Source organism: Sodalis ligni (genome assembly GCF_016865525.2).
GTDB classification, from domain to species: Bacteria; Pseudomonadota; Gammaproteobacteria; order Enterobacterales; family Enterobacteriaceae; genus Acerihabitans; species Acerihabitans ligni.
The window spans coordinates 5,863,393-5,888,006 of sequence record NZ_CP075169.1 but is presented as its reverse complement, the minus strand read 5'-3'; the positions used below and the strand labels follow the sequence as shown (position 1 = coordinate 5,888,006).

The window sequence follows — 24,614 nt, the reverse complement described above, 5'->3', positions numbered from 1 at the left end:
TATGTTTAGAGTTCAAATGTAGGTTGCCTGCAATCTACTTAGGCGATAACTGTGCAATTTGACCCAATTATTTGATATGTTTCATTAGTATGATACATTTGCATTATCCACAAGAAATGATCAAAATCCGTGATGCCAATCTCATATAACAGCAAAAGCATAAAAAGTAAGCTTTGGTGGGGCGGGACGCTGGGGTGCATCATCGCGAATTACAGGATGAATGTCTGTGGGATGTTGCCATCAGTTCCTCAAGTTTGTAGACCACAGCGTATTCCAGCAACAAACGCACGCGCTAATGAAATAGTGGAAAAAACCATCTTTTTGATATATGATATGTATATCAAATATCTTTGAGAAGGTAATAACAATGATCCGCATTGTGATCGATCTACCTGATGAAGATCTCCGGCAATTGGATAACCTTAAGGCCATTCGCCATGTAGCCCGTGCCGAGATTATCAGGCAAGCCTTGGCTGGCTATCTGGAAAACAATCGTGCGGATGGTAGCAGTAATGCATTTGGCTTGTGGGGAAACAAAAAAGTTGATGGGGTTGTCTATGAAAATCAGATCCGCGAGGAGTGGGAATGATTGCTCAATTGGCCCTGTTTGATACCAATATTTTGATTGATTACCTTAACGGTATTGCGCAGGCAAAAGACACCCTCGAAAAATTTAGCCACAAACCGGCCATCAGTGTTATCACCTGGATGGAGGTGATGGTCGGCGCCAAAAAAATGTCGCCAGAGCAAGAAACCCAGACTCGCCAGTTTTTAGCGCAGTTTTTGTTACTGCCGGTGACCGACGAAGTATCCGAACGCGCCGTTATCATACGTCATGAATCTAAGATAAAATTGCCGGATGCGATCATATGGGCGACGGCTCAGGTAAACTCCAGAACACTGATTTCGCGCAATCCAAAAGACTTTGGTCCCGAGTCAGGTGTGATCATGCCGTACCAGCTTTAAGCTGGTTAAAAATGCCTCGCAATCTGGTTTGACCAGTGCTAAACTCAGCAAAGAAACATGTCGGCTCCGCCCCTGCTTAACAAATTGGGGGCCTTTTTGGGGGCTTCCATAAAACGGTGCTCTAACTAACTTATTAAAATTAAATAATTATTTCGTTGTTCGAGTCCGGCCTTCGCACCATTAGTACAAAATCAGGTCACCCAAGGGTGGCTTTTTTGTGTCTGGAGTTTTCCTCTGCGTTCCTGTTAGTTCGGCCAAAGCACCTGCCCGCGCATTTTTCCAAAATGTGGCTGCTTAATATGAAGTGCAGGACTTGTCTGATGGCAGCGGGTTGGGTATCTTGACGCAGAATAAATCAACAAAAATGTAGGAAAATTTTATCAAATCTGACATCTGAGTCATAATGCCTGAATTAAGCAATAGTTAGATTACTGATAAAATTCATAAAAAAATATAGTAGATGTTTGAAGTAAGGACATAATAAGCATATTAAGAACCTGCTGTATATCTCTACCCATAATTAATAAAGGAAGTTAATCTCATGGAAATCGATATATTTAAGCCGCTAGTGTTTGTCCTTATAGCGGTTTTCCTTAGCAAGAAACTTAAAGAAGTTAGCGTTAAAACAATCTCTTTAATTGCTCTATTGGCTTTTCGTCTAATTTATCTAAATTACATTCGCTAGAACAAATAAAAACAGATATCCTAACTAAGGAGTAAGCGTATATCCAGCGCCGTATTGACTGTTATTCCGCAGTAAGATCCACATTCCAGGGTAGGAGTTCTGCCACCCGGTTTATCGGCCAGTCTGCCAGAACGCTGAGGACATGACGCAGATACGCTTCAGGATCGATGCCGTTGAGTTTGCACGTGCCGATCAGGCTATACAGCATCGCACCCCTGTCGCCACCATGATCTGAACCGAAGAAGAGGTAGTTCTTTCTGCCCAGGGTGACGGCTCTCAGGGTGCGCTCTGCCGCATTGTTGTCTATTTCCACCAGACCGTCTTCGCAGTAATAACACAAGGCATCCCATTGATTCAACGCGTAACCGAAGGCCTCGCCCAGCCGCGATTTTTCGACAGCGTCAGCATCTTTTCTTGTATCCAGTCATGCAGTGAGACCAGCAACGGCTTGCTGCGCGCCTGCCGTGCCTTCAGTCGCTCCTCTGCCGCAAGTCCCCGGATTTCGGCTTCGATGATATACAGTTCACGGATACGCACCAGCGCTTCCTCCGCCGTGCCCGCACTTTTCGTTCGGATATACACGTCGTGGATTTTTCTCCGGGCATGAGCCCAGCAGGCCGCTTCCTTGAGTGGGCCGCCTTCGCGTTCATCGCTGAACAACGGGTCATAGCCGGTATACGCATCCGCCTGCAGCACGCCATAGAAGTCACGAAGATGATGCTTGGGATGTTTTCCTGCCGGTCCGGCGAGTAGGCGAACCAGACCGCCGGCGGATCTGATGAACCGGCATTACGATCATCCCGGACGTAGGTCCATAGACGACCGGTTTTGGTCTTTTCTTGCCTGGCGCCAGTACCGGCACCGGCGTGTCATCGGTATGAAGTTTGCCGGTGGCCATGACGTAGTGGTAAAGGGCTTCTTCCAGCGGCGCCATCAGACGGCAGCACGCATCCACCCAGTTCGCGAGCAGCGCCCGGCTCAGGTCCACACCGTGACGCGCCAGGATTTCCGTCTGGCGATACAGCGGCACATGCTCGGCATACTTCGAGGTCAGCACGCGGGCCAGCAGACCGGCACCGGCGATGCCCCGATCGATGGGGCGCGTTGGCGCTGGAGCTTCAACGATACAGTCGCACTTCACACAGGCTTTTTTCACCCGGACGGTACGGATAACTTTCAGGGCGCTGCGTATCAGCTCAAGCTGCTCCGCGCTCGTTTCACCCAGGTAGTCCAGCCGACCGCCACATTCCGGGCAACAGATTTCTGTGGGCTCCAGACGGTTTATCTCACGGGGAAGAGATTCAGGAAGCGGGCGACGGTGCCGGGAGTGACGCAACTGGCGGGGAACCTGCGGGTCATCCACCCGGCCGGTGCGCCGGTCGCTGTCCTGTTCACTCTGCTCGAGTGCCGTTTGTGCGTTGTCAACCTCACGCAGCAGCTTTTCCGAGGAGGCACCGAACAGCATCCGACGCAACTTATCCAACTGCGCGCGCAGGCGTTCGTTTTTACGTTCTTCCTCTTCTACCTTTTCCTCCGCCCGCGTCAGCGCCTGGCGCAGGAAGGCCTCAGTCTCCTCAACGAGACTGAGTTGCTGGTCTTTTTGGTGAAGCTGCCGTTCCAGTTCAGCGATACGGGCGAGATAGTCCTGACTCATGCCCCCCTTTATAATGCAGCAGTGATTTTTTTACAACATTGTCAGTGAGTTAAGGCGTGTCGTTTTAGGCTGGCGCCAGTCCAGCTTGTCCAGTAGCATAGCCAGTTGAGACCGGGTGAGCGTGATTTTGCCGTCGCGAACCGTCGGCCAGACGAACTGACCCTGCTCCAGACGTTTAATGAACAGACACAGACCGTCCGCATCCGCCCAAAGGATTTTCACCATGTCGCCACGGCGGCCACGGAAGATGAACAGGTGGCCGCAAAAAGGGTTCTCATTGAGAGCCTGCGGTATCTGTTCACCGAGACCATTAAAGGACTTGCGCATGGCGGGCACGCCGTCAACCAGCCAGATTTGGGTTCCAGAGGGGAGTGGGATCATCCTCGGGCACTCCCGGTCAGTTCCCGAAGCACAACCGTCAACAGTTCCGGGGAGAGATTTTCCAGCGTCATTTTGCCGGACCGGAACTCGATACAACAGGATGGAGCGCTGACTGCTGCGGGTAATGTTGCTCGGGAATGCCGGGTTTTATCAACAGCGGTGTCCGATGTCGGCAACTCGGGTATCACTTCAACCGGCAATAACGCCGGTTTTGATGGCGACGTCACCGTGGCCGGCAGGCGCCGGGATATACGACCTTCCTGCTGCCAAAGTCGTAACCATTTAAAGATAAGGTTACTGCCAACGCTATTCTCGCGGGCGATTTGGGAAACATTGGCACCAGGCTGGGATGCCAATTCAACCATGCGCAGTTTAAATTCATTGGAATAGACGTTACGGGGATCGTTACGCCAGTTCGCGAGATTATCCATGAATAGAGCTCTTTCTAAATGAGACGGAGCTCTAACCTACCCATCCTGGGGCCCATATAACAGACGGCGCTGGCTTTACGCTTACACTAAGGACGGTTTTTTGCATTATTGTATATCGTCAGTCATTACCATGGTTATCGCTATCATCATTCTGTTAATATATGGATTTATTAAGAAAAGGAATACATATGAATAATTCAAATGTTGGTCCTAATAATAGAGAAGTTGCGAGAGGGCTTGCGAATGATGTGGCTTGGGGCGCAGGGTTAGGGTTGGCAACCTCCGGCCCCGTCGGTGTCCCATTGGGCGCGGGTTTAGCCGCCGTACAAAATGTAGTGCAAGCAGCAAAGGGGCATTGTCCACTAGATATTCAGATGCCTCACATTCCTATGGGACCTACCCAGCTAAACCGAAGCAGCCAACCTAATGTCCATCATGAAACGTTGTCACCTTCAGAGCAGTGGAAAAGAAATTTAAGACCCTAATAAGACTAAAAGAGCAAGTTGAAATTGAATGTAGTTCTTCTGCTGGCATTTTCAATATATTTGTTTTTAAATAATATTATATACCCTAAAACATCATTTATTAAGCGGCGTAGGGTCTAAAAAAATATAGAGTTTTTAGACCCTACGGGATAAGGCAATTATGCAATATATAGTGTAAAAATATGCTTAAATAAATGGGTAGATAAAATAAATTTTTAAGCGCACATTAGTAGTACGCTTCAATTAGCATTTAGGGTTTTTTATGCGCTTTTTTTATTTTTATTGGCGGCTCGTTCGTTTTTTATTTTCTCAAGTAGCGCCGCCGCACTATTTTCACCGCTTATCAGCTCTGGGTTTTCTACCCGCCATTGTGCTGTCAGTTCACCACGAAAAGCTTTCGCCAGAATAGATTGCGTGAGGTTATTCCCGCGGGCCAGTGCGTTGTAAATCTGTTTTTCAATGACGTCGGCGTACGTAAAAAGTTGCTCCACTGGCGGTGTATTAGTCGCGACTTGATCTGAAATTAGACCTTGAAAGGTTGAGAGTTACCGGTTTTGATATGGGTGTCGAATCCTTATACAAAACACAAAATGTAACTCTCATGCTTCTCTCTAACAATCCTGCCCTTAAACACAAAGTGGATTTATTGAATCTTGCCGAAGAGCTCGGTAACATGCCGAAAGCTGTCTGCGAAGTAGACTCCCCAAAAATTCGAGCATTTTCAGCCTTAACAAAGATGCCCAGCCCCTTACCGTTTACTCACTCGGCGCCAATACGTGCTTGATGACGCCGCCCGAGAGCTTTGCCCGTAACGGCATGCAAAACCCACTCATCTGCTGATGCTGGCTATTTTATAAGCAAGGTGTATTTACTAGATAGAGTCCACGTTACTGGCCCAATTCACGCAGCAGCCTGGTGTTGATATACAGCTTTTCACGGCCAACCGTCATTTCCTCCAGTACGCCAATGGTTACTAACTGTTTGAGGTATGTTGATGCCGTTTGGCGTTTGGCCACACCTCGTTCAACAAGGTTATCGATCCGGCAATACGGCTGCGCAAAAATCGCCTGGATAAGTTCATGGGTGTAGATTTTCGGCAGTTGCTCGCGCACATATACTGTGGTTTTTGCCATTAGTTCTCTGACAACCGATATCTTGTCAGTCGTCCACCGAGACGTGTTCCTCACTGCCTCTAACATAAATAAAATCCACGATTCCCAGTCACCCTCTTCTGTCACCCTGCGCAGGAATGTGTAGTAATCATCACGCCTTTCCAGGATATAGCGGGACAAATACAGTATAGGCAGCGAAAGCAATCCAGTCTGAATCAGGTACAGGATATTCAGGATGCGACCCGTTCGCCCGTTCCCGTCCGGGAATGGGTGGATGCACTCAAACTGATAGTGCGCAATAGCCATTTTTACCAGCGGGTCTAAATCATCATCACCGTGTATAAACCGCTCCCAGTTCGCCAGTAAGTTACGAATGGCGTCTTCACCCACCGGCGGCGTATAGACCACGTTATTATTCTGATCACGCAATACCGTACCCGGCGTTTTCTTGATATCGGTTTGCACTGCGCGTAATTTGGTGCAGATAGTTACTGCTGTGTTTGTGCAGAGTGGATAGTCCTTAAGTCGGGTATAACCATCATAAAGCGCTGTACGATAGCGCAGCGCTTCTTTGGTGGCCGGATCTGCGCCATTTGCGTGATCAGCATACTGAAAGAGCCGGTCGCTGGTCGTTACGATGTTCTCAATACGCGAAGAATCTTTCGCTTCCAGCATCGGAAGGATGCTTATCAGCAAGCCTTGATCGGGGATCAACTCACCGGCAGTTTTCAACTCTGCGATTGCTGTGCGCGCACTTATGCACGCTTTGAGTACGCTGCGCGTTTCAACGCGCTCTAGTTCAGGCGGCAGCACCGGCAACTCGTTGTGAGGGGTTTCTGGATTCCAATTCATATGTTTATAAAACCATTTTCATCGACATATAACCATAATATGTCGATGTTATACACATGTCGCGCCATCATGTTTAAAAATCGCGTTTTATCGACACATGACCAGAACGTGTCGATACCATAAACATATCCGGCTCCATGTTTTCTCTTGTGCTCTTTGATTCTTGAGAACTATGACATGCCTGTGGCAAAAATGCAGATTGCGCAGTTTGAAGATCAGAAGGCATTAGTCGTTGAGCGTTTTGATAAAAGATGGTCGGGCGATGGGTGTCGCTACCGATGTAATTATGACCCACCTACCAATGTAAATCTGACCCACCTGGGGTAACAATGGCAGCTTTAAGAAGCTGCCCATGCTGACATTGGAGTTACGAGTGGAGATCGCAGTTCTTTTACGTCAGGGCATGTCTATACGCGGCATTGCTCGCCAGCTTTCCTGTTCCCGGCAGACCGTCCGCCGCTATATCCGTATGCAGGAGTCCCCGGCCAAGGCCAGCTACAAGGCCAGGGCGCCGAGGCCCGGCAAGCTTGACCCGTATAAGCCTTATATTCTTGAACGTGTGTACGCCGCCAGACCGCATTGGATACCTGGCAGCGTCATGCTCAGTGAGATACAACTTCGGGGATATTCCGGTGGCTACAGCATGCTTACCGCCTTTTTGCTCAACCTCAAGCAACAACCGGCTGACCCGGTGGTCCGTTTTGAGACCCAGCCCGGCGAACAGATGCAGGTTGATTTCACCGTGATAAGACAAGGCCGTCACCCGTTGTTGGCTTTTGTCGCCACCCTTGGCTGGAGCAGGGCAACCTTTGTACGTTTCTACGCCTGCCAGGATACCGCCGCTTGGTGTGATGGCATCGAGCAGGCGCTGTGCGCCTTTGGCGGTACACCGCAGCACCTTCTTTTTGATAACGCGAAGACCATTATCCTTGAACGCGATGTCTATGGCGTTGGCCGCCATCGGTGGAACCCGCCGCTACTGGCGCTCGCGGAGAAGTACGGTTTTACGCCCCGCGTGTGCCGGCCTTATCGCGCGAAGACCAAGGGTAAAGTTGAGCGATTCAACCACTATTTGAAGACCAGTTTTGTCGTTCCCCTGGCGACCACGTTTAAGCAGGCCGGTTTAGTCCTTGACGTGGATTCTGCCAACAGCCGTATCGGGCCATGGCTTACCACCGTCGCCAACGCCCGCAAGCATGGCACCACCGGCATTCCCCCCGAGCAGCGGCTACAGCAGGAGATTGACGTGCTGCTCCCGTTGCCGCGCGAAGGCACAGAGGTACCGTTATCGGTTGATAACCACCGGGTTTTGCCCCGTGAGAGTTTTCAACATCCGCTGTCGGTCTATCAGTCGCTGCTGGAGGTGAGGTCATGAGCCTTCAGCATCAGCGGATCAGCGAACTGTGCGAGTACTTTAAGCTTGACCGCATCGCCGCCGAGTGGCCTGGATTGGCACAGAAGACGCTGGATGATACCGGAACGTTCGGCGATTTTCTGGAGCAGTTGCTTCGCCTGGAGAATGACAGCCGCAACGAGCGGCGGCGCCAGACGCTGCTGCGCCTGTCGGGTTTGCCTGCGGTCAAGACGCTGGAGCAGTTTGACTTCAAGTTTGCCAGCGGCGCACCACGGGCACAGCTGCAGGAACTGGCTGGATTGGCGTTTATCGAAAGACAGGAGAACATCGTATTACTCGGGCCTTCCGGCGTTGGCAAGAGCCATTTGGCCTGCGCGTTGGCACATAAAGTCGCGATGGCCGGACTCAGCGTACGCTTCATTACGGCGGCGGATATGATGTTGCAACTGGTCGCCGCTCACCGTCAGGGCGATTTAAAAGGCTATTTAGGCCGGTGTGTCACCAAGCCCCGATTATTGGTGATCGACGAAGTGGGTTATCTGCCGTTCGGTAAAGAAGAAGCCAATTTATTCTTCCAGGTCGTGGCCCGCCGTTATGAAACAGGCAGCGTGATATTGACGAGTAACCTGCCGTTTACGCAGTGGTCTGGGACGTTTGGCGATGATGAGACGCTGACAGCGGCGATGTTGGATCGACTGCTGCACCATGCGCATATCGTCCAAATAACCGGCCAAAGCTATCGATTAAAAGACAAGCTCAAAAGTGGTCAGCTAAGGAAACCAACGCTGGCTGAACCACAACGATAATTCGTGGGGGGGTGGGTAACTTTTACTTTGGCATGGTGGGTCACAATTCAATCGGTATTGACAGATGGGCAATGGATCGTTCGCTTACCTCAAGAGGAAGTTGTATGCATTACCCCTAAGTAGGCATCGATTTACCTGAAGAAGACCTCTGGCAACGGGAGAATTTGGACCCTATTTGTCATCTCTCCCGTTCAGAATGGATCAGGGAAAGCACCAATGCCCCCTTTGATGGGCGGCGCGTTCATTTATCAGGGCGGCGCGCCGCAACGCCCGATCCGCTCACCGCCCCTCGATGCCGTGAAACGTGTGACCATCTGGTTCAGATGGCTGCAATCCGGTAAAAATCAGACGCCGTGTCATGGAACAGGCGCGCTTTTTCTGTGGCCGATGCTTGCGCCGCGATGCGTTTGAAGGCATTCCAGAGCACGCCGTAAGCGACATTGCCTTTGTCCACCGGGAAGTTGCTTTCGAACATACAGCGTTGTGCACCGAACAATTCCACGCAGGTTTCAACGTAAGGACGAATGACGTCGGCGACCTCAGCCGAGGAGGGTGGCCGCGGCTGTTTGTAGAAGTCGAAACCAAACAGGCTCATGCCAAAGCCACCGAGCTTTATGTGCACATTGGGATAGCGTGCCAACTCGCGCATGGCGGTTTGCCAGAGAGGAAATACTTCGTCGCGTTTTCCCCGGTAGGGCCCAATGCCGAGCGGACCGCCTACATGATTGAGTACCATGCGGGTTTCGGGGAAGGCGCCGGCCAGCGAACAAAGCTCATCGAGTTGCGTATGAATCACCCATGCGTCGAAGCCCAGACCGAGAGGCGCAAGGCGGCCCAAACCCTCACGGAAGCGAGCATCCATCAGCAGATGCGGCGGCGGCGTGGCGACCGAAGCGCGTACGGTCGGATCGGCATGCCATACGCCGATGTTCCGGATGCTCTTCACGCGGCCTTCAGAGGTTGAGATCAACCCTTCCAGCACGGACGTTACGCGCGCTCCCAGCAGCAAGTCGGCATGGCCAACCATCGCGGCGGCGACTCGCGTCGGTGAGCCCGCCTGGTGGGCGGCGTCGATCTCCTTGAGCACGAACTCAACCTCGCCAAGGGATGCCATCTCGGACGGGCCACTGGTCCGATATCCTGTTTCGCACTCGATGAAGACGGTGGCGCGAATGTTGTGTCCTGAGGCCAGATCATCGAGAAGATCCGCGCTGCGATATGACTTGTCAGGAAACTGCCACAGGTGATGATGCGGATCGATGATCGGCAGCGACGGTTCCAAGGCTTCCTCGGTACACAGCGCGAGCCACTCGGGGCGAACCGGAATGTGCGGCGGCGGAATATTTCGATTCACGATATTCTCCTCCCGGCCGCGGCGGCTTCAGTCGCCATGCCGGCCGCATGTGCGCCGATCGGCTTCCAGGTCAGGAACCACGAAGACATGGCCCCCACGAGGAAGATGATGCCGGCGGCGATGATAGCCGCCGAGAAATGTCCGGTGGCCTGTACGATGTATCCGGTAACGATAGGCGCGAAGAACCCGAAGATGTTGCCCCCGGTGAACTGCAACGCGACCGCGCGGCCGATATCTCGGCGTGTACGCAAGAGGTCGCCCAATAGCGCGACGTTGAGGGCGATGCCGGCGGAAGCCGCCCCTAATGCTACGGTGATCAAGCCGAGCACTGCCCATACGTTGGAAACCAGGGGGATAAACACGATCACCGCGCCGGCGGACATCACCGCACCAACCAGCCTGCGCCGCCGCCCTTTTTCAACTGCGGCGGGGTCGAGCGTCGAATCGCTCAAGAAGCCCAGCGCCATCGAAATGAAGATCGAGCCGAGATAGGGAATAGCCATCGCTGTGCCGCTGCCCAGCAGCGTCATGCCGCGTTCGGTTTGCAAATAATTGGGCAGCCAGGTGAGGAAGAGATATTGGGTATAGACGTTGCACCCTTGCGTGAGCATCTGCGCCCACATGGTCCGTTCGCGCAGGAGACCGCCGAGCCCGATGGAGGCGTTATCGGAGTCGGTCTGCTCGGCGGTTTCACGTTCACGCAGGATAGTCTCGCGTTCCTCTTCCCTGATCCACTTGCTGTGCTCGGGGGATTTGAAAAAGAGCAGCCAGACAGCGATCCATATAAAGCCGATGGCGCCGCAGATGGCGAAGGACCAGCGCCAGCCGGCGGTTGAGACCAGCCATGACAACGCGAGCGCTCCCAGCGCAGGGCCGAAATAGGCGCCGGAGTTCAACGCCGTCATGGCGACGCCTCGTTCCCGGCTTGGTGCCCAATCGCGAATGATGCTCGCGGCCGACGGATAGCAGCTCGCTTCGCCCGCGCCCATGACGATACGCGCCATGAGTACGCCGAGCGCACTGGAGGCGGCGCCGGTGAGCATGGTCGCGAGCGACCAGACCGTCATGCTGATGGCGGTGACGGAACGTGCGCCGAAGCGGTCGACGAGCAGGCCGATGGGTATGAGGAAAAGCGCGTAGCCCCACAAGAAGGACGAGAACAGATAGCCAAGTTGAATCTTGTCGACGTGCAGGTCTGCTGCAATCGGCCCGGCACCGACGGAGAGCACGACCCGGTCGAGATAGTTGATGGTGGTTAAAAGGAACAGCATCAAATAAACCCAGTACCGCGCCTTCCAGCGGGTGGTGTTTGTCGTCTCCAAGGTGAATCTCCTATTGGTGCGCCCCCGTTGAGCCGACCTGGTCCAACTCGTCAACACGAAAGGGTATGCGCAAAATTATCTTGAATGGATAAGACCGGGCCTTGAACGCACGAAACGCGCCGCGGGCCTAAATGCCCGCTCAGTTTGGTCTGTCGTTCAAGACTCGCCGTTTGGCCGCCACCAGCGCGGACAGGCAACGATCCCGCCACAGGCGGCGCGCCGGCAATCCGTCCGCGGGCGTCAACCGGCGCCGCTGTTGCTCGACGTCCTGCACCAGGGCTGCGTTCCATTCACGCGGGTCGGCCTGTTCTCTGGCCAGACCGTAGTACATGGGGCCCAGGTTGCGGCAATACTCCGCCACGCCGTTTTGAGCGTTCAGATCAATGGTCTCGAACGGGCCCATGAAGAACCAGCGCAGGCCGAGGCCATCCGAAACGGCTTTATCAACATCGGCGGCGCTGCATAGACCATCCTCCACAAGGCGGAAGGCTTCGCCCAACAGCGCGCTTTGCAGGCGATTGACCACAAAACCGTTGATTTCGCGGTTCAGGCGGATCGGCGATTGCCCGAGACTCTGCATCAGCTTGGCGGCTTCGTTGACCACCCCGGCATCCGTCCAGGGCGCCGGCACCAGTTCTACCAAGGGGATCAGATGTGGTGGATTGATAGGGTGCACCACCAGGCAGCGTTCGCGATGGCGCAGTTGGTCGGTGAAGGACGAGGCGGGTAGACCCGAGGTTGAACTTGCCAGAATGACGTGGGGCGGGGCGATCGCATCGAGCTGGGGATACAGTTCGCGCTTCACTTCCAGGCGTTCCGGCGCGCTTTCCTGAATATAGTCTGCACCGGCCAGCGCCTCTTCGAGCGACGTGGCGGGTTTTAGCCGGGCGCATACGACATCGATATCCTCGGCGCTGCCGCCGCCGTCGGGAGGCAGACTTTCCAATGACTCGCGCACAAATGCGAGGGCTTGCTGTACCGACCCCGGAGAGGCATCGTACACGGCGACTTCATGCCCGGCCCGGGCGAAAACGAGTGCCCATGATGAACCGACTACTCCGCATCCTACTATTGCAACTCTCTTCACAGTTTTTCTCCTGATGTATGGCCTGCGTGTGCGCCGTTGCTACGTCTTGCCCCTGATTTTCCGCTTTAGGTTTAGAGAGCGGCTCTTGCGAAACCAAAACTTCATTAATATTCAATATCAATGACGGATTCCATTCAGGACAACCGTTTTCGTCGACAGAATGCAGACATCTATCGCCGAATTCGTTGGGAGGGTAAGCCTCATAGATATTGCGTGTTAATATTTATCATTATTTATTATTTATTAACACTGTCAAGTTAAAATATTCACTTTTTACCATCGGGGAACATCTGGTAAGATTACAGATTTTGGCGCTATCGCGTCCGGAGCCATGTGTTTTAATAACTTGTTTAATAAGGTTAATTTTGAGGAAAAATTTTACAAGGCGTAAAAAAAGGCGGCCGCTCAAGGCCAGGATTCGCTCCTGGCCCCAGGGAATTAAAACTCAAGTTTGTGATACGGATCGCGATCAGGCTACGGGGCGGCAAAGCCGCTTCAGGCTAATATCAATTCCACGCCCAGCTTACGTATGCCTCTTGCGGCATCCTCTGTTAAACCGGCATCAGTGATAATAGTGTCGAAACGATCAAGACCGGTAATGCGGTACATGCCAAATGTCCCGTATTTTGAACTGGTTGCGAGCAATACATTCCGTGAAGAACTGCTTATTACCGCTTTTTTAACATCGATTTTTAACGCGGAAGGCGTGGTGACTCCATGCTGCAGATCCCAGGAGCTGGCGGAAATGAAAGCCAAATCAGCCACCAGATTGTTCATCGTGGCCGCAGCAAGCCCCCCGACGAACGAACGATTTTTATGGTCAAGAATGCCGCCGGTCTGTATGACCTCCACGTGCGGCGAGTCGGTCAAAGCCAGGACGATGGTCAAATCATTGGTAATAACGGTTACTCCGCTAAGTGATTGAATATAAGGAATAAGACATAGGGTTGTGGTACCTGCATCCAGATAAACCGTCATATCCGATCGCATGAGTTTGGCCGCTTCCGGGGCCATTCGCTGCTTTTCCTCCTGCTCGGCAATGACCTTGGTCTGATGACTGGGCTCACTGTAGAGCTGATTGGCGATCCTCACCCCGCCAGGGACCGAAAATGCCCGGCCTTCCTGTTCAAGTAAGGCGATATCGCGCCTGACCGTCATATGGGAGCATTTCAGAATTTCTGTTAACTGACTAACACTCAATACCCGCTGCCGGCGCAACTGACGCAAAATCATTTCACGGCGTTGGGCGGGAATCAGCGGCGCATCCGCGGACGGACCTGGTTCTTCATGGTAATCCGACATCGTCCCTCTCTTTGTTTTGCTGGCTAGGAATGTCATGGAGAATAAAACAGATTTTACATCACAATGTGAGGCTTTATCTATTGCTTGCAAATCTCAAAACATATATTAACATAAAATACCATGCATGGGTGTCATGTTAACATTATAGAACATGATAGGATGTTAACGCTGCCAGACAAACCATCTAAAACGAATGTGCAACACATGAGGAAGTGGACATGGGTAAAGCGTTGTTAGGGTGTATCGCCGATGATTTTACCGGCGCCAGCGATTTAGCGAATAATCTTGTTCGCAGTGGAATGCGGACCATTCAATTTATCGGTTTGCCGGCTGAGGGTGACATTGCCGCTTTGGGCGCCGATGCCTGGATCATCGCGCTGAAATCCCGCACAGCGCCGGTGGCCGAAGCGGTAGACCAATCGTTGGAGGCGCTGCGCTGGCTGGAACGACAGGGATGCACACAGATCATGTTCAAATATTGTTCAACATTCGACTCGACTCAGGAAGGCAATATCGGGCCGGTCAGCGAGGCGCTGCTGCAAGCCATGCAGGAAGATTTTACCATCGCCTGTCCGGCATTTCCCGAAACCGGTCGGACGGTTTACCGTGGACACCTGTTTGTCAATGATGCGCTGCTCAATGAATCAGGTATGGAAAATCATCCGCTGACGCCGATGACCGATGCAAACCTGGTTCGTTTCCTGGCAAAACAGACCCGGCTGCCGGTGGGGCTTATCCGTTATGACCATATCGCGGCGGGCGAATCCGCCGTTCGGGAAAGGATTACCGCGCTTAAGAAAGAGGGCGTAAAAATCGCGGTGGTAGACGCCCTGAGCAATAACGATTTGTTCACCGTCGGCCGGGCGGTAAAATCGCTGCGTTTTATTACCGGGGGGTCGGGCATCGCGTTGGGTTTACCGGAAAACTTCCGGCAGCAGGGTCAACTCGCGCCGTATAAACCGATGCCGATGTCGCCTCAACCCGGACGCAGCGCGGTACTGTCGGGGAGCGCCTCTATTGCGACCAACCGGCAGGTAAGCCATTGGGTTGATAGCGGCCGGCCGGCTTTTCGTATCGATCCGCTGAAAATCGCTGATGGCGAAGATATCGCCGGGCAGGCGCTCGAATTCGCCGCTGACGAAGAATCATTTTTGATTTATGCCACCAGCCTGCCGGACCAGGTAAAACATGTGCAGCAAATTTTGGGAGCCTCAACAGCGGGGAAGCTGGTGGAGCGCACTCTGGGACAAATTGCGCTGGGCCTATACAGCGCGGGGATCCGCAAGTTTGTTATCGCCGGCGGCGAATCGTCGGGGGCCGTGGTACAGGCGCTGGGGATACGGATACTACGGATTGGCGAACAAATCGATCCCGGCGTACCGGTCATGGAATCTATCGATCGCCCGGCGCGGCTGGCGCTTAAATCCGGTAATTTCGGTTCGGAAGATTTTTTTGCCAAAGCCATCGCCAGACTCTCGGGGGTTCAATCATGAAAAATGAAACGGCGCTTCGGGAAGAGATTTGTCGGGTGGGCTATAACCTTTACCTGCGCGGTTATACGGTGGGCAGCGCGGGCAACATCAGCGCGCGGCTGGACGATGGCTGGCTGATTACGCCAACTGACGCTTGTCTGGGAACGCTGCAGCCGGAAGATATCGCCAAGGTGAATCTCGATAACGCCTGGATATCCGGTGCCAAACCGTCGAAAACGCTCTCACTCCACCGGCAGATTTATAAAAACAATAGCGGTGTCGGCGGTATTGTCCATACGCATTCGACGCATTTGGTGGCGCTGACGCTCAATTCCATTTGGCAGCCGCAGGATATCTTGCCGCCGATAACACCCTATCAAGTGATGAAAGTGGGTCATTTACCCATGATACCTTATGCACGGCCGGGATCAGACGTTGCGGCGCTTCACGTTGCCAGTCTGGCGAATCAAGTCCGGGGGGTGATGCTGGAACGGCTCGGGCCGGTCATTTGGGAAAGCACCGTATCTAAAGCGGCTTATGTGCTGGAAGAATTGGAAGAAACCGCGAAACTGTGGTTAATGTCGTCACCGAAACCATCCCCCTTGAGCGATGAGGCTATCCAGGAGCTCATTGATACTTTCGGCGCCCGTTGGTGATGAATATTCCCTGTTATGTAGGCGGTCGGATTCGAAAATCCGACCGCTACTACTGGCTCACTCTCCACAGTTACCTTCAGGATATATCAGTTTCTCCCGACGCTGTTGGATTGAGGAACTGATAAATAAAATCAACAAATAACCTTACTTTTTTAATGTCACGTCGGCTGGGATTGTGCTTCAGCCTCAGGTTGTGGAGGTCATTCATGGAAGCGGTATTAACAAAGACTGGAATGAGCTGGGTGTTCGTTCACAATATCGCATTTTTTATAATCCGGACGGCACTATTCTGGACAAACAATTAGCCCCGCAAATTCAAACGTCGTGGTCATTGATTTATTCGACATTGCGTGGGAACCTCGGCAAGGAAAACTACCATCAGGGCAAAAACTACAACGTATCGACTCGCAAAAGAGGGTGTTACGGCATGGTTTGAGGATGGCAGCCATAGGCAGGGCGATATCCTGATTGGTGCCGACGGGAACGGCTCTACCGTTCGGCAATTACTCTGGCCGGGTGAAGCACCGACGTATTCCGGCTATATCGCATGGCGGGGATTAATTAATGAAGAGCAATTGCCAGAACGTGCATATCGCGACCTTCATGGCAACTTCGCCTTTGCCACTAATCAGGGGTCGCATATTCTGGGCTACCTGGTACCCGGCATAAATAACGATCTGCGCCCGGGTCACCGGCTTTATAACTGGGTATGGTATCGCGTTACGGACGACGCCACACGCGAATCAATCATGACCGATAAGAATGGCGTCATGCGCGGGCATTCCCTGCCAGAAGGCTACATTACCCAACAATGGAAAAACCATGTTTATGAAGAGGCTACGCGCTTACTTCCCCCGGGGTTCAGAGAAGCGGTCCAGGCAACCAAGGAACCCTTTGCGCAATCTATCCGCGATCTGGCCGTCGATGGCATGGTGAAAGATCGCGTGTTATTGCTCGGCGATGCGGCTTCCATTCCACGCCCGCATACGGCGGCAAGCACCTCCAAGGCGGCCGCAAATGCGCTGGCGTTAAGGCAGGCTTTTCTGACTCATCCTACCGATATTGCCGCCGCTTTACGTCGCTGGGAGCCGGCGCAGCGGCACCTGGGTAAGTACTTGCGGGAGACTGGAATGAGCATGGGCAACCGCCTGATGTTCGGCAACCTGTAACCACAAACCCTCAGAGATTGGCCGCTTCCCACTGACGATATCGTACATAGTCCTGTGCGATATCCTGCTCACTTATCCCCGTTAGAAAGAAAGCAGCGGGGCAGGAGTAGACATCCGTTGTGGGTTTGAGTCGGGCGCCTTCGGCTATTTTCATCACCGCGCTCACAAATCCAGGCAACGTTTCCAGGAAACTCCGCAGTTCAGCGTGGGAAAAAGGCCCGGTCTGCGACGCTATAGCATGAACGCAGCGTAATGGATGGATGAGCTGATACCGCTCGCTTGCCTGATAAAATGATTCAGGGCACGTATAGGCATACCTGATCAGTTCCAGCTGATCGCTGCCGGTGGCAACACGTATCGCTTCAGGATTAGCAGCGCCGGAAACGCGGGCGCCGACTTCAATGAGCGTGGGGCCATCAGGGGATAAGATAAGCTCAGTATGGCCCGCTCCTTTAACAATACCAATTGCATCAAGTGCTTTGAGAGTGTAAGCGATACAACGTTCTGTCTCTGGAGCCTGTGGGGACACAGTTCATCAAAATCATATAGATTCCTGCCGACAGAAAGTTTTTAGAAACGCGCCATACATCAGTGACTTTATGTTTTCCGTTCAGGCTAACAGTATTAACGACGTGCTCTTTACCTTCAATAAATTGCTGGATCAGCGCTTTTCATTACGGTTATGCATGATATTGATTTTGCTGGTGATGGTGCGTGCTGCGTCTTCTACCTGAGCTTCATTCGTACAGATATATACGTCATCTGAACCAGCGCTGTCGAGGGGTTTGACCACAACTTTTGATTGGCTATATTGCCTGAACCAGTTTTTCAGAACGCAGGGGTCATCACTGGCAGCCTGTTTAACCGTTTTCAGGCCCGCGCGACCTACTGCCTCATTCATCAGAAATTTATTTCTGCGAAGTACCGTGGTCGCAGGGTCATTGCCATCTCCATTGATGCTCCAGGCAATCTTTTCGCTCAGTTTAACCGCAGATTCATGGCCTGGAATAATTGCCAAAGGATTGTGCAAGGCGATTTGTTCAAGGCACTTTTCTGCCTGGCTACGGTCCCAGTGATAAAAAGCCTTAAAATGATGTTTATGGAAACGGGGATGAGATAATGCGTTGACGGCAACATCTGATTCAATGTGTATCAGGTCATAATGCCCGGCCATCTCCTGCGTGACCAGCGCACCCGCGGAAACGGCATCAACTATCGCCACGACCGGCCTGCAGTTTGCAGAATATTTAGACATTGTCTCGCTTTCCATTTATCTGAGGGATAGGTGGTGCCCGTTTTTCTTTTTCCGCAAAACAACCGCCGGAAAACTCTGACAAGCAGGTTCTTTGAATGCTTTTTTCTTCCATGTTAAATGACTTGTTCATAGATAATCCGTCCTATTTCTTCGTAACCGGCATCGTTGAAGTGCAAGTGGTCGATATAGATATTTTCATTCAAGACAGGTGAGTCTTTCATGAGCATGTTCATATCAAAAAAACAAATGTCTTCATTCAAGCATCCCTGTTTAAGCTGCGAAGAATAGGATTCATGTAAATCCGGCGTTGCGAGTTTTTCAAATAAGCGCCAGAAGTTATTAGCACAGGCGTCGATAGCATAGAACATCTCTTCCTCTGTTTCATGAAAGATCTCTTTACTCCATCTGGACAAAGGCTGCAGGACATAATGCACTCGGGCGCCATTTTTACGGGCAAGCTGATTGATTTGCGCCGCGGAATCAATAGTGCTGCGAGCGGCCCGGCTGATACGCTCGGCCAGGTCCATGTGAGTATCGGTAAATACCCTTTCTGCCGGGTTCCCTTCAGTATCATCCAGCCAATGATTGAATTTCTCAGTGAGCCGTGGAATTAATTTTTTAACCGCTGATTCATTCATTGAAGCATAAGAATTTGCCCTTTTTTTAATGTCCTTATTATATCGATTCATATAATGCAAAAATTCATACGAATAATAGTATTTACCATACTCACTGGTATAATCATCAGGCAGTCCTTCCAAGGTAAGCGTGTTTAGACCACTTAATATAATGATGTTATTTATTTTATCGAAGCGATGCTGGTTGAGCATAAAAATGATGGCTTCCTGCACCGAGTTATAGCCCCGCCCGCCAAAGTTCAACCAGACTTCTCCCGTCAGTTTTGACAGCGCGGAAGAGACCGTGCTTGCATCGGATGTCGTACCGGTACCCAGAGCCGTTGAACCGCCAATCACAATATTGACGGGTTTATCAGCAGGAAATCGGCGGTTGATGCCCAGCCGCAAGGGAATGACTCAGGCGAAACCCCATGTCATCCGTATTGATAATCGCTGAGGTATAATTCCGATGATGGAAAACATGGTATAAGGCAACCACCGGACGCCAAGGTACATGAACTCATCGTATTCACGCAGTTGTGGGGTAAGCTCATAGCATCGGTTTACCGCCTCTTGATGGGACATTTTTTTAAATTTCATTACTCATCCTTTGAGAACTTGATTCCGAAAGTATTAATCCAGAGGGTAATGTTTCTTCCAGTCTATTTTTTCTTCCCAGTCGGGTTGATCCTGTTTGCGCAATAGAAAATTTCCCAATACGAGATAATCCATTGATGTGCGCATGAAACAGACATAAGCATCTTTAGGTGATTCAACAATCGGCTCTCCTCTGACATTAAAAGACGTATTTACCAGCACCGGACAGCCTGTTCGCGCATGAAAGGCGTTCAGGAGACTGAAAAAAAGCGGATTGTGACTCCCATCGACCGTTTGCAGACGCGCCGAATTATCAACATGCGTAACGGCTGGGATTTGTGAGCGGATTTGGTTAAGTTTTCCAAGTCCGCTTACCTGAACGGCACCGGGACCAGGTGGTGTGAGCTTGGAGTTTGCAACCGGGTAGACAAACAGCATATAGGGACTTTTCGTTTTCACGCTGAACCAGTCCTTTGCATGCTCTTCTAATACGACCGGAGCAAAAGGACGGAATGACTCTCTGTTCTTTATCTTGAGATTCATTACCGTCTGCATTTGGCGATTTCGGGCATCGCCCAGGATGGAGCGCGCGCCGAGTGAGCGGGGGCCGAACTCCATCCTGCCCTGGAACCAGCCGGTGACATTACCTTGTGCCAGAATCCCGGCAACCTCCGCGCAAAGTTTATCTTCCGTGAGCTCGGTGAAAACTGCGCCTTGCTCATTAAGGTAATGAAGGATTTCTTCGCGCGTGTAACGGGTCCCCAGATAGCTACCCTTCATGCTGTCTCCTGCATCAGGTATGCGTGGTGCGCCTACGTGTCCATACCAGCCTGAGAGCGCCGCACCCAGCGAACCGCCGCTGTCTCCGGATGCCGGCTGTACCCATATGTTTTTAAAGATACCCGCCTGCGCCAGTTTGCCGTTTGCCACGCAATTCAAGGCAACGCCTCCGGCCAGGCAAAGATTTTCCAACCCCGTCTTTTTCTGCCAATAACGGGCAATAAGCAATACCACTTCTTCCAGAACTGCCTGTATGGACGAGGCTAGGTTGAATTGCCGTTCAGTAAGCTCGCTTTCCGCATCACGCGGCGGGCCGCCGAACAGGTCGTGAAACTTTTCCGACGTCATCTGGTCGCCCGTGGCATAGTCAAAATAGGACATGTCCATCTCAAAGCTGCCGTCCGGTTGCACCTGTATCAGATGCTTTTTAATCATATCGGCATAAACGGGGCGTCCGTAAGGAGCAAGGCCCATCAACTTATACTCGCCGGAATCAACCTTGAATCCGCAGTAAAACGTGAACGCGGAATAAATCAGACCAAGTGAATGTGGAAATCGCGTTTGCCAGAGCTTCGTGAGTTTACTGCCTTCACCTACCCAGGCTGTTGTTGTGTCCCATTCACCAACGCCATCAATGCAAAGCACCAATGCTTTCTCAAATGGACTGGGAAAAAATGCGGACGCGGCATGAGAATGATGATGATTAATATAGGTAATTTCAGGCACGGGCGTGTTGGCGAAGCCCAGTGCCTTTGTAAGTTTTTTTCTGACGTACAGCTTATTGGTCAACCATCCCGGCACGTGGAAAAAAAGCGATCTGACCCCCGACCAGCCGGAGGTGACGGCGGTGGACATTATGCGTTTAAATTTTTCCGTGGGGTTTTCGTAATAAAAAATCCGAGATACCTGGTCTAAAGTAATTCCTGCCGTGTTTAAGCAGAACTTAACCGCATTTTCGGGAAAAGAAGGATCCTGCTTAATACGGGTGAATCGCTCTTCCTGCGCGGCCGCCACAATTTCTCCATCGCAAAGCAACGCGGCGGCGCTGTCATGGAAGTAGCATGACAGTCCCAGAATATACGTTTTCATTCGAGGTTCCTTAAAAAACGCGCTTTTGTGTCAGCGGAGTGAACTGACGGGATGCCATGAATTCCGGTCGAGGGGAGGGCACTTCGTTTAAACAATTGCTGACCAGGTTGTAGGAAATAAATACGGCTTTTCTGTCCCATGGCGACGAGTTCGCGCTAGAGCAGTGCAGGAGATTGCAATGGAAAAAAAGTACGTCACCCGGGCGACCCTTTGCGGCCACGATTCCCTTATTTTCGATTTTTTTGCGCAGGTACGTTTCAGAGAGACGATACTTGAGGTTTTGCGCAGTCGTGATTGCCCAGTTGTCACCCCCATCGAGTTCGCCGTATGGCCTATCGTGAATCTCGTCGATGAGCACGTCATACTGCGTTCCCGGCACAAGCAACATTGGGCCGTTGAATTCATTGACTTCATCCAGGAAAATAACCGTGGTCAGGGCTTTCGGTTCCGGCATGCCATCCTCTTTCTTCCAGAACCAGTAGTCGGAATGCCATTCCCAATTCTGGCCCTGGAACGCCTGCTTGGTATTGATTTTATATTGATGAACATAAACAGGTCCGCCCAGTAACATTTCCGCTTGCCCAAGCAATCGCGCGTCGCAGGCTAAATTTTGAAAAAGCTCGCTGTTAAGGTTAGGCCCGTTAATGCTTCTCAGAGTTTTTCCATTGCCTTCCAATACCTTTCCGGCGGAGCTTTCATGCATTAATCGATGGGTTTCAGCATTGAGTATGTTCACTTCCTGGCGAGTATAAAGGGATTCTGAGATGTTGAATCCTTGCTTGCGATAAAGTTCCAGATCTTTAGATTCCATTCCTGAACTCCTGCTATATTATTTTACATAAATTCCTTAAGAAATCAGTTATGCATATATATATATTTTTATCCTGCACTTAGATTGAATGTATTGTTACCGGCACAGATAAAATTTACTTACAAGTGAACATTTCGTCAACGCTTAAATGAGCTCTCAGGTATTTTTTTGGCCTCATTCTGATAAAGATCACATGGAAAATATTACATTTGACATAATTATCAATTGACATAATTCCTGCAATACTTGAGCAGTCTTTTAATCTTCGGTTAAAACCCAAATAAAGTTTATTATTCAGGGAAAACGTGTTCAGAAGAAATAAGTATTTAAAAGGATGTAAAGATGTCTATTGCGGTAGGGGCACAGTCATTTATAGTAAACAACCAAAATGCGTAGCACATGCTGGTATGAATATTACGTTTGCACTGAGATATTGCCGTCATTGCCTCTACCGTCATGATGAGGGCAACAATCTCGCCGAATGGGTCGGAAGGAGAAAAAGTTAGTATTTTAATGACGAGAAGGAAAGTAAAGTCGGTCAGGGTAGCTTAGTCTGTTTGCAATGGATGCATGAATAATTTCATTCTTTATTTAACGCGTTTAAATAATGGAAGTTAACTGCATAGAGATTGATATATGGACTTATTAATAAAAGGAATAGATATGAGTAATTCAACTAATGGGCTAAATAATAGAAAAGCCGTAAGAGGTCTTGCTAATTACATAGCCTGGAGTGTGGTATTAGTATTGACTACATGTGGACTTGCAGGTATCTTCTTGGCATCAGATTTAGCCGCCGTACAAAAGGTAATACAAGCTGCAAAAGAGCATTGGCCGCTACATATCCAGATGCCTGATATTCCTATGGGACCTAGCCAATTAGACCTAAGCAGCTAACCCAATAACGATCATGAAACATCGTCAAGTATTTGAAGATTAAATAATGTAATTTTAAAATTATAATAAGCATGTTGGTTGACGAGGAAGGAAAATGCCTTTGATACAATCTGGATTCAAAATTGAGAGTTGGATATGATTTTTATCGAAGAATTTAGCGCCACTATATATAGCATTCCCTTCCATGAAAGCAGCACGAACTGAATCAAATTTTAGACCTTCTTTGAGTGCAATTGCATGGGCATGCCTAATCACTGCGCAATCAAGTTCTCTACGCTTGAAGTCAAAATCGACAGTACCAAAACCACTATTGATAGGAATGGGTTTGCTATTGGTATCTAATGATTTAACCATTTCGGAATGAGCGAATTTCACAAAATCAATATGTTTTTGGTCAAGCAAATCCAAGCAATTACCAAGTTCAATTACTGCACCTAAAACAAATGGTTCTTTGATCTTGGTTTTAGGTCTTTTCATGTCCTCAAGGGCATACTGTTTCGCTCTTTCATGATTGTTTTCCCAAAAATAAACTCCATCACCAAGCCAATCATAAATATTATTGCTATGACGGAAATTATCTTGATAATTTAAAATTGACATTGCAGCAGCTTTATCCATTCCATGGAATCCATAGACCACACTCGGCTTGGATGAGTACATAAATAACCTTTGAAATAAAAATATCTAAGTATTAGGCTTTACTTTTTTGTACTGTTTCTTTATTGAAAAACCGGGAGTTAAAATTGCCATCTTTAGTCAGAATTGAATGGTTTTATGCCATCAAGGCACCCATTCCCGGTCTTCATTTTCAACTTCCGCGATCAGCTTTACCCCTTTGCCGGTACGCACCCAGCGAGGGGCTTTCAGTTCGCCGGCGAAGTAGCTGACCAGTTCGAACATCAGCCCAATCAGGGTTTGCTCCATTTCCGGCGTTACCGCCCGGTTTGTCAAAAGGCGCGCCAGCGTCAGACAATATTCGCAGAGCAGATCGGCATCGGGTTCAAAGCCGAGCCTCGGCGAGGGGAGCTCATCAACGGTCAGGCTTTCCACCAAATGAGGCGGAAGGGGGCATCCATGGTAGGCAGCAGCGTTGCCAGGCAGTTGGCCAGCCGGACCTAGAGCGCTTGCCGCTGCATGGGTTCGTCAACCTACAGCCGGGTTTTGGCAAATTGTTCGCTATAGTCAGCCAGCAGGGTGAAATCGGTTTCGGCGCTAAAGGGTATGGCAAGCAGCGCATCGGTGCGCCGGCATGAAGATAAGGTCATTGTAGGCATAAAAATCTCGCTAGTTTCTTTGAGTAAAAACAACGACACCAAAAATTATGGTGCCGGGAGGCTCAAAACGGTCTAGCGAACCGCGGACTTATTTCCCCGAAGGGTATTGTATTAGTCGCCCTCCCGACGTTGATCGGGCAGCTTGAACCCTCCGTCTAAATAGACGGAGGTCAAAAAAAGCCAGAACTTTGCTATCCGCCATAACG

General features: G+C 50.7%; 24 protein-coding genes and 2 pseudogenes. 9 read left to right on the top strand and 17 right to left on the bottom strand.

Features of this window, described 5'->3' with window-relative positions; all coding sequences use genetic code 11:
• Positions 1 to 367: 367 nt before the first annotated feature.
• Together GTU79_RS27350 and GTU79_RS27345 are read left to right on the top strand one after the other, a co-directional pair.
• Positions 368 to 589 carry a ribbon-helix-helix domain-containing protein gene (locus GTU79_RS27350; RefSeq protein ID WP_214513546.1) on the top strand — a complete coding sequence of 74 codons (222 nt, stop codon included), beginning with the start codon at positions 368 to 370 and terminating at the stop codon, positions 587 to 589.
• A complete protein-coding gene (locus GTU79_RS27345) occupies positions 586 to 966 on the top strand; it encodes a type II toxin-antitoxin system VapC family toxin (protein ID WP_203520355.1) in 381 nt (126 codons plus the stop codon). Before GTU79_RS27350 ends, GTU79_RS27345 begins: the two co-directional genes overlap by 4 nt.
• Positions 967 to 1,712: 746 nt before the next feature.
• Here GTU79_RS27345 and tnpC read toward each other — a convergent pair.
• The 3 genes and pseudogenes from tnpC to GTU79_RS27330 all read right to left on the bottom strand — a co-directional run bounded on the left by tnpC (position 1,713) and on the right by GTU79_RS27330 (position 4,117).
• A pseudogene (gene tnpC, locus GTU79_RS27340) lies at positions 1,713 to 3,305 on the bottom strand (IS66 family transposase).
• 30 nt (positions 3,306 to 3,335) lie between these two features.
• The gene (gene tnpB, locus GTU79_RS27335; protein WP_214513545.1) at positions 3,336 to 3,686 is read right to left on the bottom strand and encodes an IS66 family insertion sequence element accessory protein TnpB; all 351 of its coding nucleotides are present in this window, start codon (positions 3,684 to 3,686) and stop codon (positions 3,336 to 3,338) included.
• The gene (locus GTU79_RS27330; protein WP_203520361.1) at positions 3,683 to 4,117 is read right to left on the bottom strand and encodes a transposase; all 435 of its coding nucleotides are present in this window, start codon (positions 4,115 to 4,117) and stop codon (positions 3,683 to 3,685) included. Before GTU79_RS27330 ends, tnpB begins: the two co-directional genes overlap by 4 nt.
• Before the next feature lie 188 nt (positions 4,118 to 4,305).
• On the opposite strand from GTU79_RS27330, the gene GTU79_RS27325 reads away from it, so the two are divergent.
• Positions 4,306 to 4,602, top strand: coding sequence for an E492 group microcin (locus GTU79_RS27325; protein WP_203520363.1), 297 nt, complete (start codon positions 4,306 to 4,308; stop codon positions 4,600 to 4,602).
• 260 nt (positions 4,603 to 4,862) lie between these two features.
• Here the strand turns inward: GTU79_RS27325 and GTU79_RS27320 are convergent.
• Positions 4,863 to 5,093: pseudogene (locus GTU79_RS27320) on the bottom strand (restriction endonuclease subunit S); the annotation flags it as partial.
• A gap of 396 nt (positions 5,094 to 5,489) precedes the next feature.
• Entirely contained in the window at positions 5,490 to 6,566 is a 1,077-nt protein-coding gene (gene fic, locus GTU79_RS27315; RefSeq protein ID WP_203523016.1) for a protein adenylyltransferase Fic, read from the bottom strand.
• A gap of 352 nt (positions 6,567 to 6,918) precedes the next feature.
• On the opposite strand from fic, the gene istA reads away from it, so the two are divergent.
• Positions 6,919 to 7,941 (top strand): IS21 family transposase, encoded by a 1,023-nt coding sequence (gene istA / locus GTU79_RS27310; RefSeq protein ID WP_203520365.1) that lies wholly within the window; start codon positions 6,919 to 6,921, stop codon positions 7,939 to 7,941.
• Complete coding sequence (gene istB / locus GTU79_RS27305; RefSeq protein WP_203520367.1) at positions 7,938 to 8,726, top strand: IS21-like element helper ATPase IstB; 789 nt, start codon at positions 7,938 to 7,940, stop codon at positions 8,724 to 8,726. Before istA ends, istB begins: the two co-directional genes overlap by 4 nt.
• 319 nt (positions 8,727 to 9,045) lie before the next feature.
• Here istB and GTU79_RS27300 read toward each other — a convergent pair whose 3' ends face one another.
• From GTU79_RS27300 to GTU79_RS27285, 4 genes are all read right to left on the bottom strand, one after another.
• Positions 9,046 to 10,080, bottom strand: a complete 1,035-nt coding sequence (locus GTU79_RS27300) for an amidohydrolase family protein (protein ID WP_203520369.1) — start codon at positions 10,078 to 10,080, stop codon at positions 9,046 to 9,048.
• Positions 10,077 to 11,402, bottom strand: coding sequence for an MFS transporter (locus GTU79_RS27295; protein WP_203520371.1), 1,326 nt, complete (start codon positions 11,400 to 11,402; stop codon positions 10,077 to 10,079). Before GTU79_RS27295 ends, GTU79_RS27300 begins: the two co-directional genes overlap by 4 nt.
• Positions 11,403 to 11,541: 139 nt before the next feature.
• Complete coding sequence (locus GTU79_RS27290; protein ID WP_203520373.1) at positions 11,542 to 12,489, bottom strand: 3-hydroxyacyl-CoA dehydrogenase; 948 nt, start codon at positions 12,487 to 12,489, stop codon at positions 11,542 to 11,544.
• A gap of 495 nt (positions 12,490 to 12,984) precedes the next feature.
• Positions 12,985 to 13,881, bottom strand: a complete 897-nt coding sequence (locus GTU79_RS27285; protein ID WP_213085627.1) for a DeoR/GlpR family DNA-binding transcription regulator — start codon at positions 13,879 to 13,881, stop codon at positions 12,985 to 12,987.
• A 128-nt stretch (positions 13,882 to 14,009) separates the two neighbouring features.
• Here GTU79_RS27285 and otnK point away from each other — a divergent pair, with 128 nt between their 5' ends.
• From otnK to GTU79_RS27270, 3 genes are all read left to right on the top strand, one after another.
• Complete coding sequence (otnK, locus tag GTU79_RS27280) at positions 14,010 to 15,284, top strand: 3-oxo-tetronate kinase (protein WP_203520375.1); 1,275 nt, start codon at positions 14,010 to 14,012, stop codon at positions 15,282 to 15,284.
• A complete protein-coding gene (gene otnC, locus GTU79_RS27275; protein WP_132924686.1) occupies positions 15,281 to 15,919 on the top strand; it encodes a 3-oxo-tetronate 4-phosphate decarboxylase in 639 nt (212 codons plus the stop codon). Before otnK ends, otnC begins: the two co-directional genes overlap by 4 nt.
• A 350-nt stretch (positions 15,920 to 16,269) precedes the next feature.
• Complete coding sequence (locus GTU79_RS27270; protein ID WP_214513544.1) at positions 16,270 to 17,088, top strand: FAD binding domain-containing protein; 819 nt, start codon at positions 16,270 to 16,272, stop codon at positions 17,086 to 17,088.
• Positions 17,089 to 17,098: 10 nt separating this feature from the next.
• Here GTU79_RS27270 and GTU79_RS27265 read toward each other — a convergent pair whose 3' ends face one another.
• The 5 genes from GTU79_RS27265 to GTU79_RS27245 form a co-directional block, all read right to left on the bottom strand.
• Complete coding sequence (locus GTU79_RS27265) at positions 17,099 to 17,617, bottom strand: hypothetical protein (RefSeq protein ID WP_214513543.1); 519 nt, start codon at positions 17,615 to 17,617, stop codon at positions 17,099 to 17,101.
• 132 nt (positions 17,618 to 17,749) lie between these two features.
• The gene (locus tag GTU79_RS27260; protein WP_214513542.1) at positions 17,750 to 18,343 is read right to left on the bottom strand and encodes a hypothetical protein; all 594 of its coding nucleotides are present in this window, start codon (positions 18,341 to 18,343) and stop codon (positions 17,750 to 17,752) included.
• A 113-nt stretch (positions 18,344 to 18,456) separates the two neighbouring features.
• On the bottom strand, positions 18,457 to 19,368 hold the full coding sequence (locus GTU79_RS27255) for an SGNH/GDSL hydrolase family protein (RefSeq protein WP_214513541.1): 912 nt from the start codon (positions 19,366 to 19,368) through the stop codon (positions 18,457 to 18,459).
• Between the two features lie 225 nt (positions 19,369 to 19,593).
• Positions 19,594 to 21,426: a carbamoyltransferase family protein gene (locus tag GTU79_RS27250; protein WP_203520380.1), complete on the bottom strand. Its 1,833-nt coding sequence runs from the start codon at positions 21,424 to 21,426 to the stop codon at positions 19,594 to 19,596.
• Between the two features lie 10 nt (positions 21,427 to 21,436).
• Entirely contained in the window at positions 21,437 to 22,237 is an 801-nt protein-coding gene (locus tag GTU79_RS27245) for a phytanoyl-CoA dioxygenase family protein (RefSeq protein WP_203520382.1), read from the bottom strand.
• Between the two features lie 663 nt (positions 22,238 to 22,900).
• On the opposite strand from GTU79_RS27245, the gene GTU79_RS27240 reads away from it, so the two are divergent.
• Positions 22,901 to 23,134 carry a hypothetical protein gene (locus GTU79_RS27240; protein WP_203520383.1) on the top strand — a complete coding sequence of 78 codons (234 nt, stop codon included), beginning with the start codon at positions 22,901 to 22,903 and terminating at the stop codon, positions 23,132 to 23,134.
• Positions 23,135 to 23,194: 60 nt separating this feature from the next.
• Here GTU79_RS27240 and GTU79_RS27235 read toward each other — a convergent pair whose 3' ends face one another.
• The 3 genes from GTU79_RS27235 to GTU79_RS31710 form a co-directional block, all read right to left on the bottom strand.
• On the bottom strand, positions 23,195 to 23,752 hold the full coding sequence (locus GTU79_RS27235; protein WP_253073443.1) for a hypothetical protein: 558 nt from the start codon (positions 23,750 to 23,752) through the stop codon (positions 23,195 to 23,197).
• A 162-nt stretch (positions 23,753 to 23,914) separates the two neighbouring features.
• Entirely contained in the window at positions 23,915 to 24,184 is a 270-nt protein-coding gene (locus tag GTU79_RS31715) for a hypothetical protein (RefSeq protein ID WP_420854136.1), read from the bottom strand.
• A gap of 98 nt (positions 24,185 to 24,282) precedes the next feature.
• Positions 24,283 to 24,408, bottom strand: a complete 126-nt coding sequence (locus tag GTU79_RS31710) for a hypothetical protein (RefSeq protein ID WP_420854135.1) — start codon at positions 24,406 to 24,408, stop codon at positions 24,283 to 24,285.
• Positions 24,409 to 24,614 lie beyond the last annotated feature (206 nt).

Coding starts and splice junctions, on each gene's coding strand:
- GTU79_RS31710 (WP_420854135.1), bottom strand. CDS start 24,408: ATGCCTACAATGACCTTATCTTCATGCCGGCGCACCGATGCGCTGCTT.
- istA (WP_203520365.1), top strand. CDS start 6,919: ATGCTGACATTGGAGTTACGAGTGGAGATCGCAGTTCTTTTACGTCAG.
- GTU79_RS27330 (WP_203520361.1), bottom strand. CDS start 4,117: ATGGATAATCTCGCGAACTGGCGTAACGATCCCCGTAACGTCTATTCC.
- GTU79_RS27325 (WP_203520363.1), top strand. CDS start 4,306: ATGAATAATTCAAATGTTGGTCCTAATAATAGAGAAGTTGCGAGAGGG.
- GTU79_RS27345 (WP_203520355.1), top strand. CDS start 586: ATGATTGCTCAATTGGCCCTGTTTGATACCAATATTTTGATTGATTAC.
- tnpB (WP_214513545.1), bottom strand. CDS start 3,686: ATGATCCCACTCCCCTCTGGAACCCAAATCTGGCTGGTTGACGGCGTG.
- otnC (WP_132924686.1), top strand. CDS start 15,281: ATGAAAAATGAAACGGCGCTTCGGGAAGAGATTTGTCGGGTGGGCTAT.
- GTU79_RS27240 (WP_203520383.1), top strand. CDS start 22,901: ATGAGTAATTCAACTAATGGGCTAAATAATAGAAAAGCCGTAAGAGGT.
- GTU79_RS27260 (WP_214513542.1), bottom strand. CDS start 18,343: ATGTCTAAATATTCTGCAAACTGCAGGCCGGTCGTGGCGATAGTTGAT.
- GTU79_RS27245 (WP_203520382.1), bottom strand. CDS start 22,237: ATGGAATCTAAAGATCTGGAACTTTATCGCAAGCAAGGATTCAACATC.
- istB (WP_203520367.1), top strand. CDS start 7,938: ATGAGCCTTCAGCATCAGCGGATCAGCGAACTGTGCGAGTACTTTAAG.
- GTU79_RS27350 (WP_214513546.1), top strand. CDS start 368: ATGATCCGCATTGTGATCGATCTACCTGATGAAGATCTCCGGCAATTG.
- fic (WP_203523016.1), bottom strand. CDS start 6,566: ATGAATTGGAATCCAGAAACCCCTCACAACGAGTTGCCGGTGCTGCCG.
- GTU79_RS27250 (WP_203520380.1), bottom strand. CDS start 21,426: ATGAAAACGTATATTCTGGGACTGTCATGCTACTTCCATGACAGCGCC.
- GTU79_RS27235 (WP_253073443.1), bottom strand. CDS start 23,752: ATGGATAAAGCTGCTGCAATGTCAATTTTAAATTATCAAGATAATTTC.
- otnK (WP_203520375.1), top strand. CDS start 14,010: ATGGGTAAAGCGTTGTTAGGGTGTATCGCCGATGATTTTACCGGCGCC.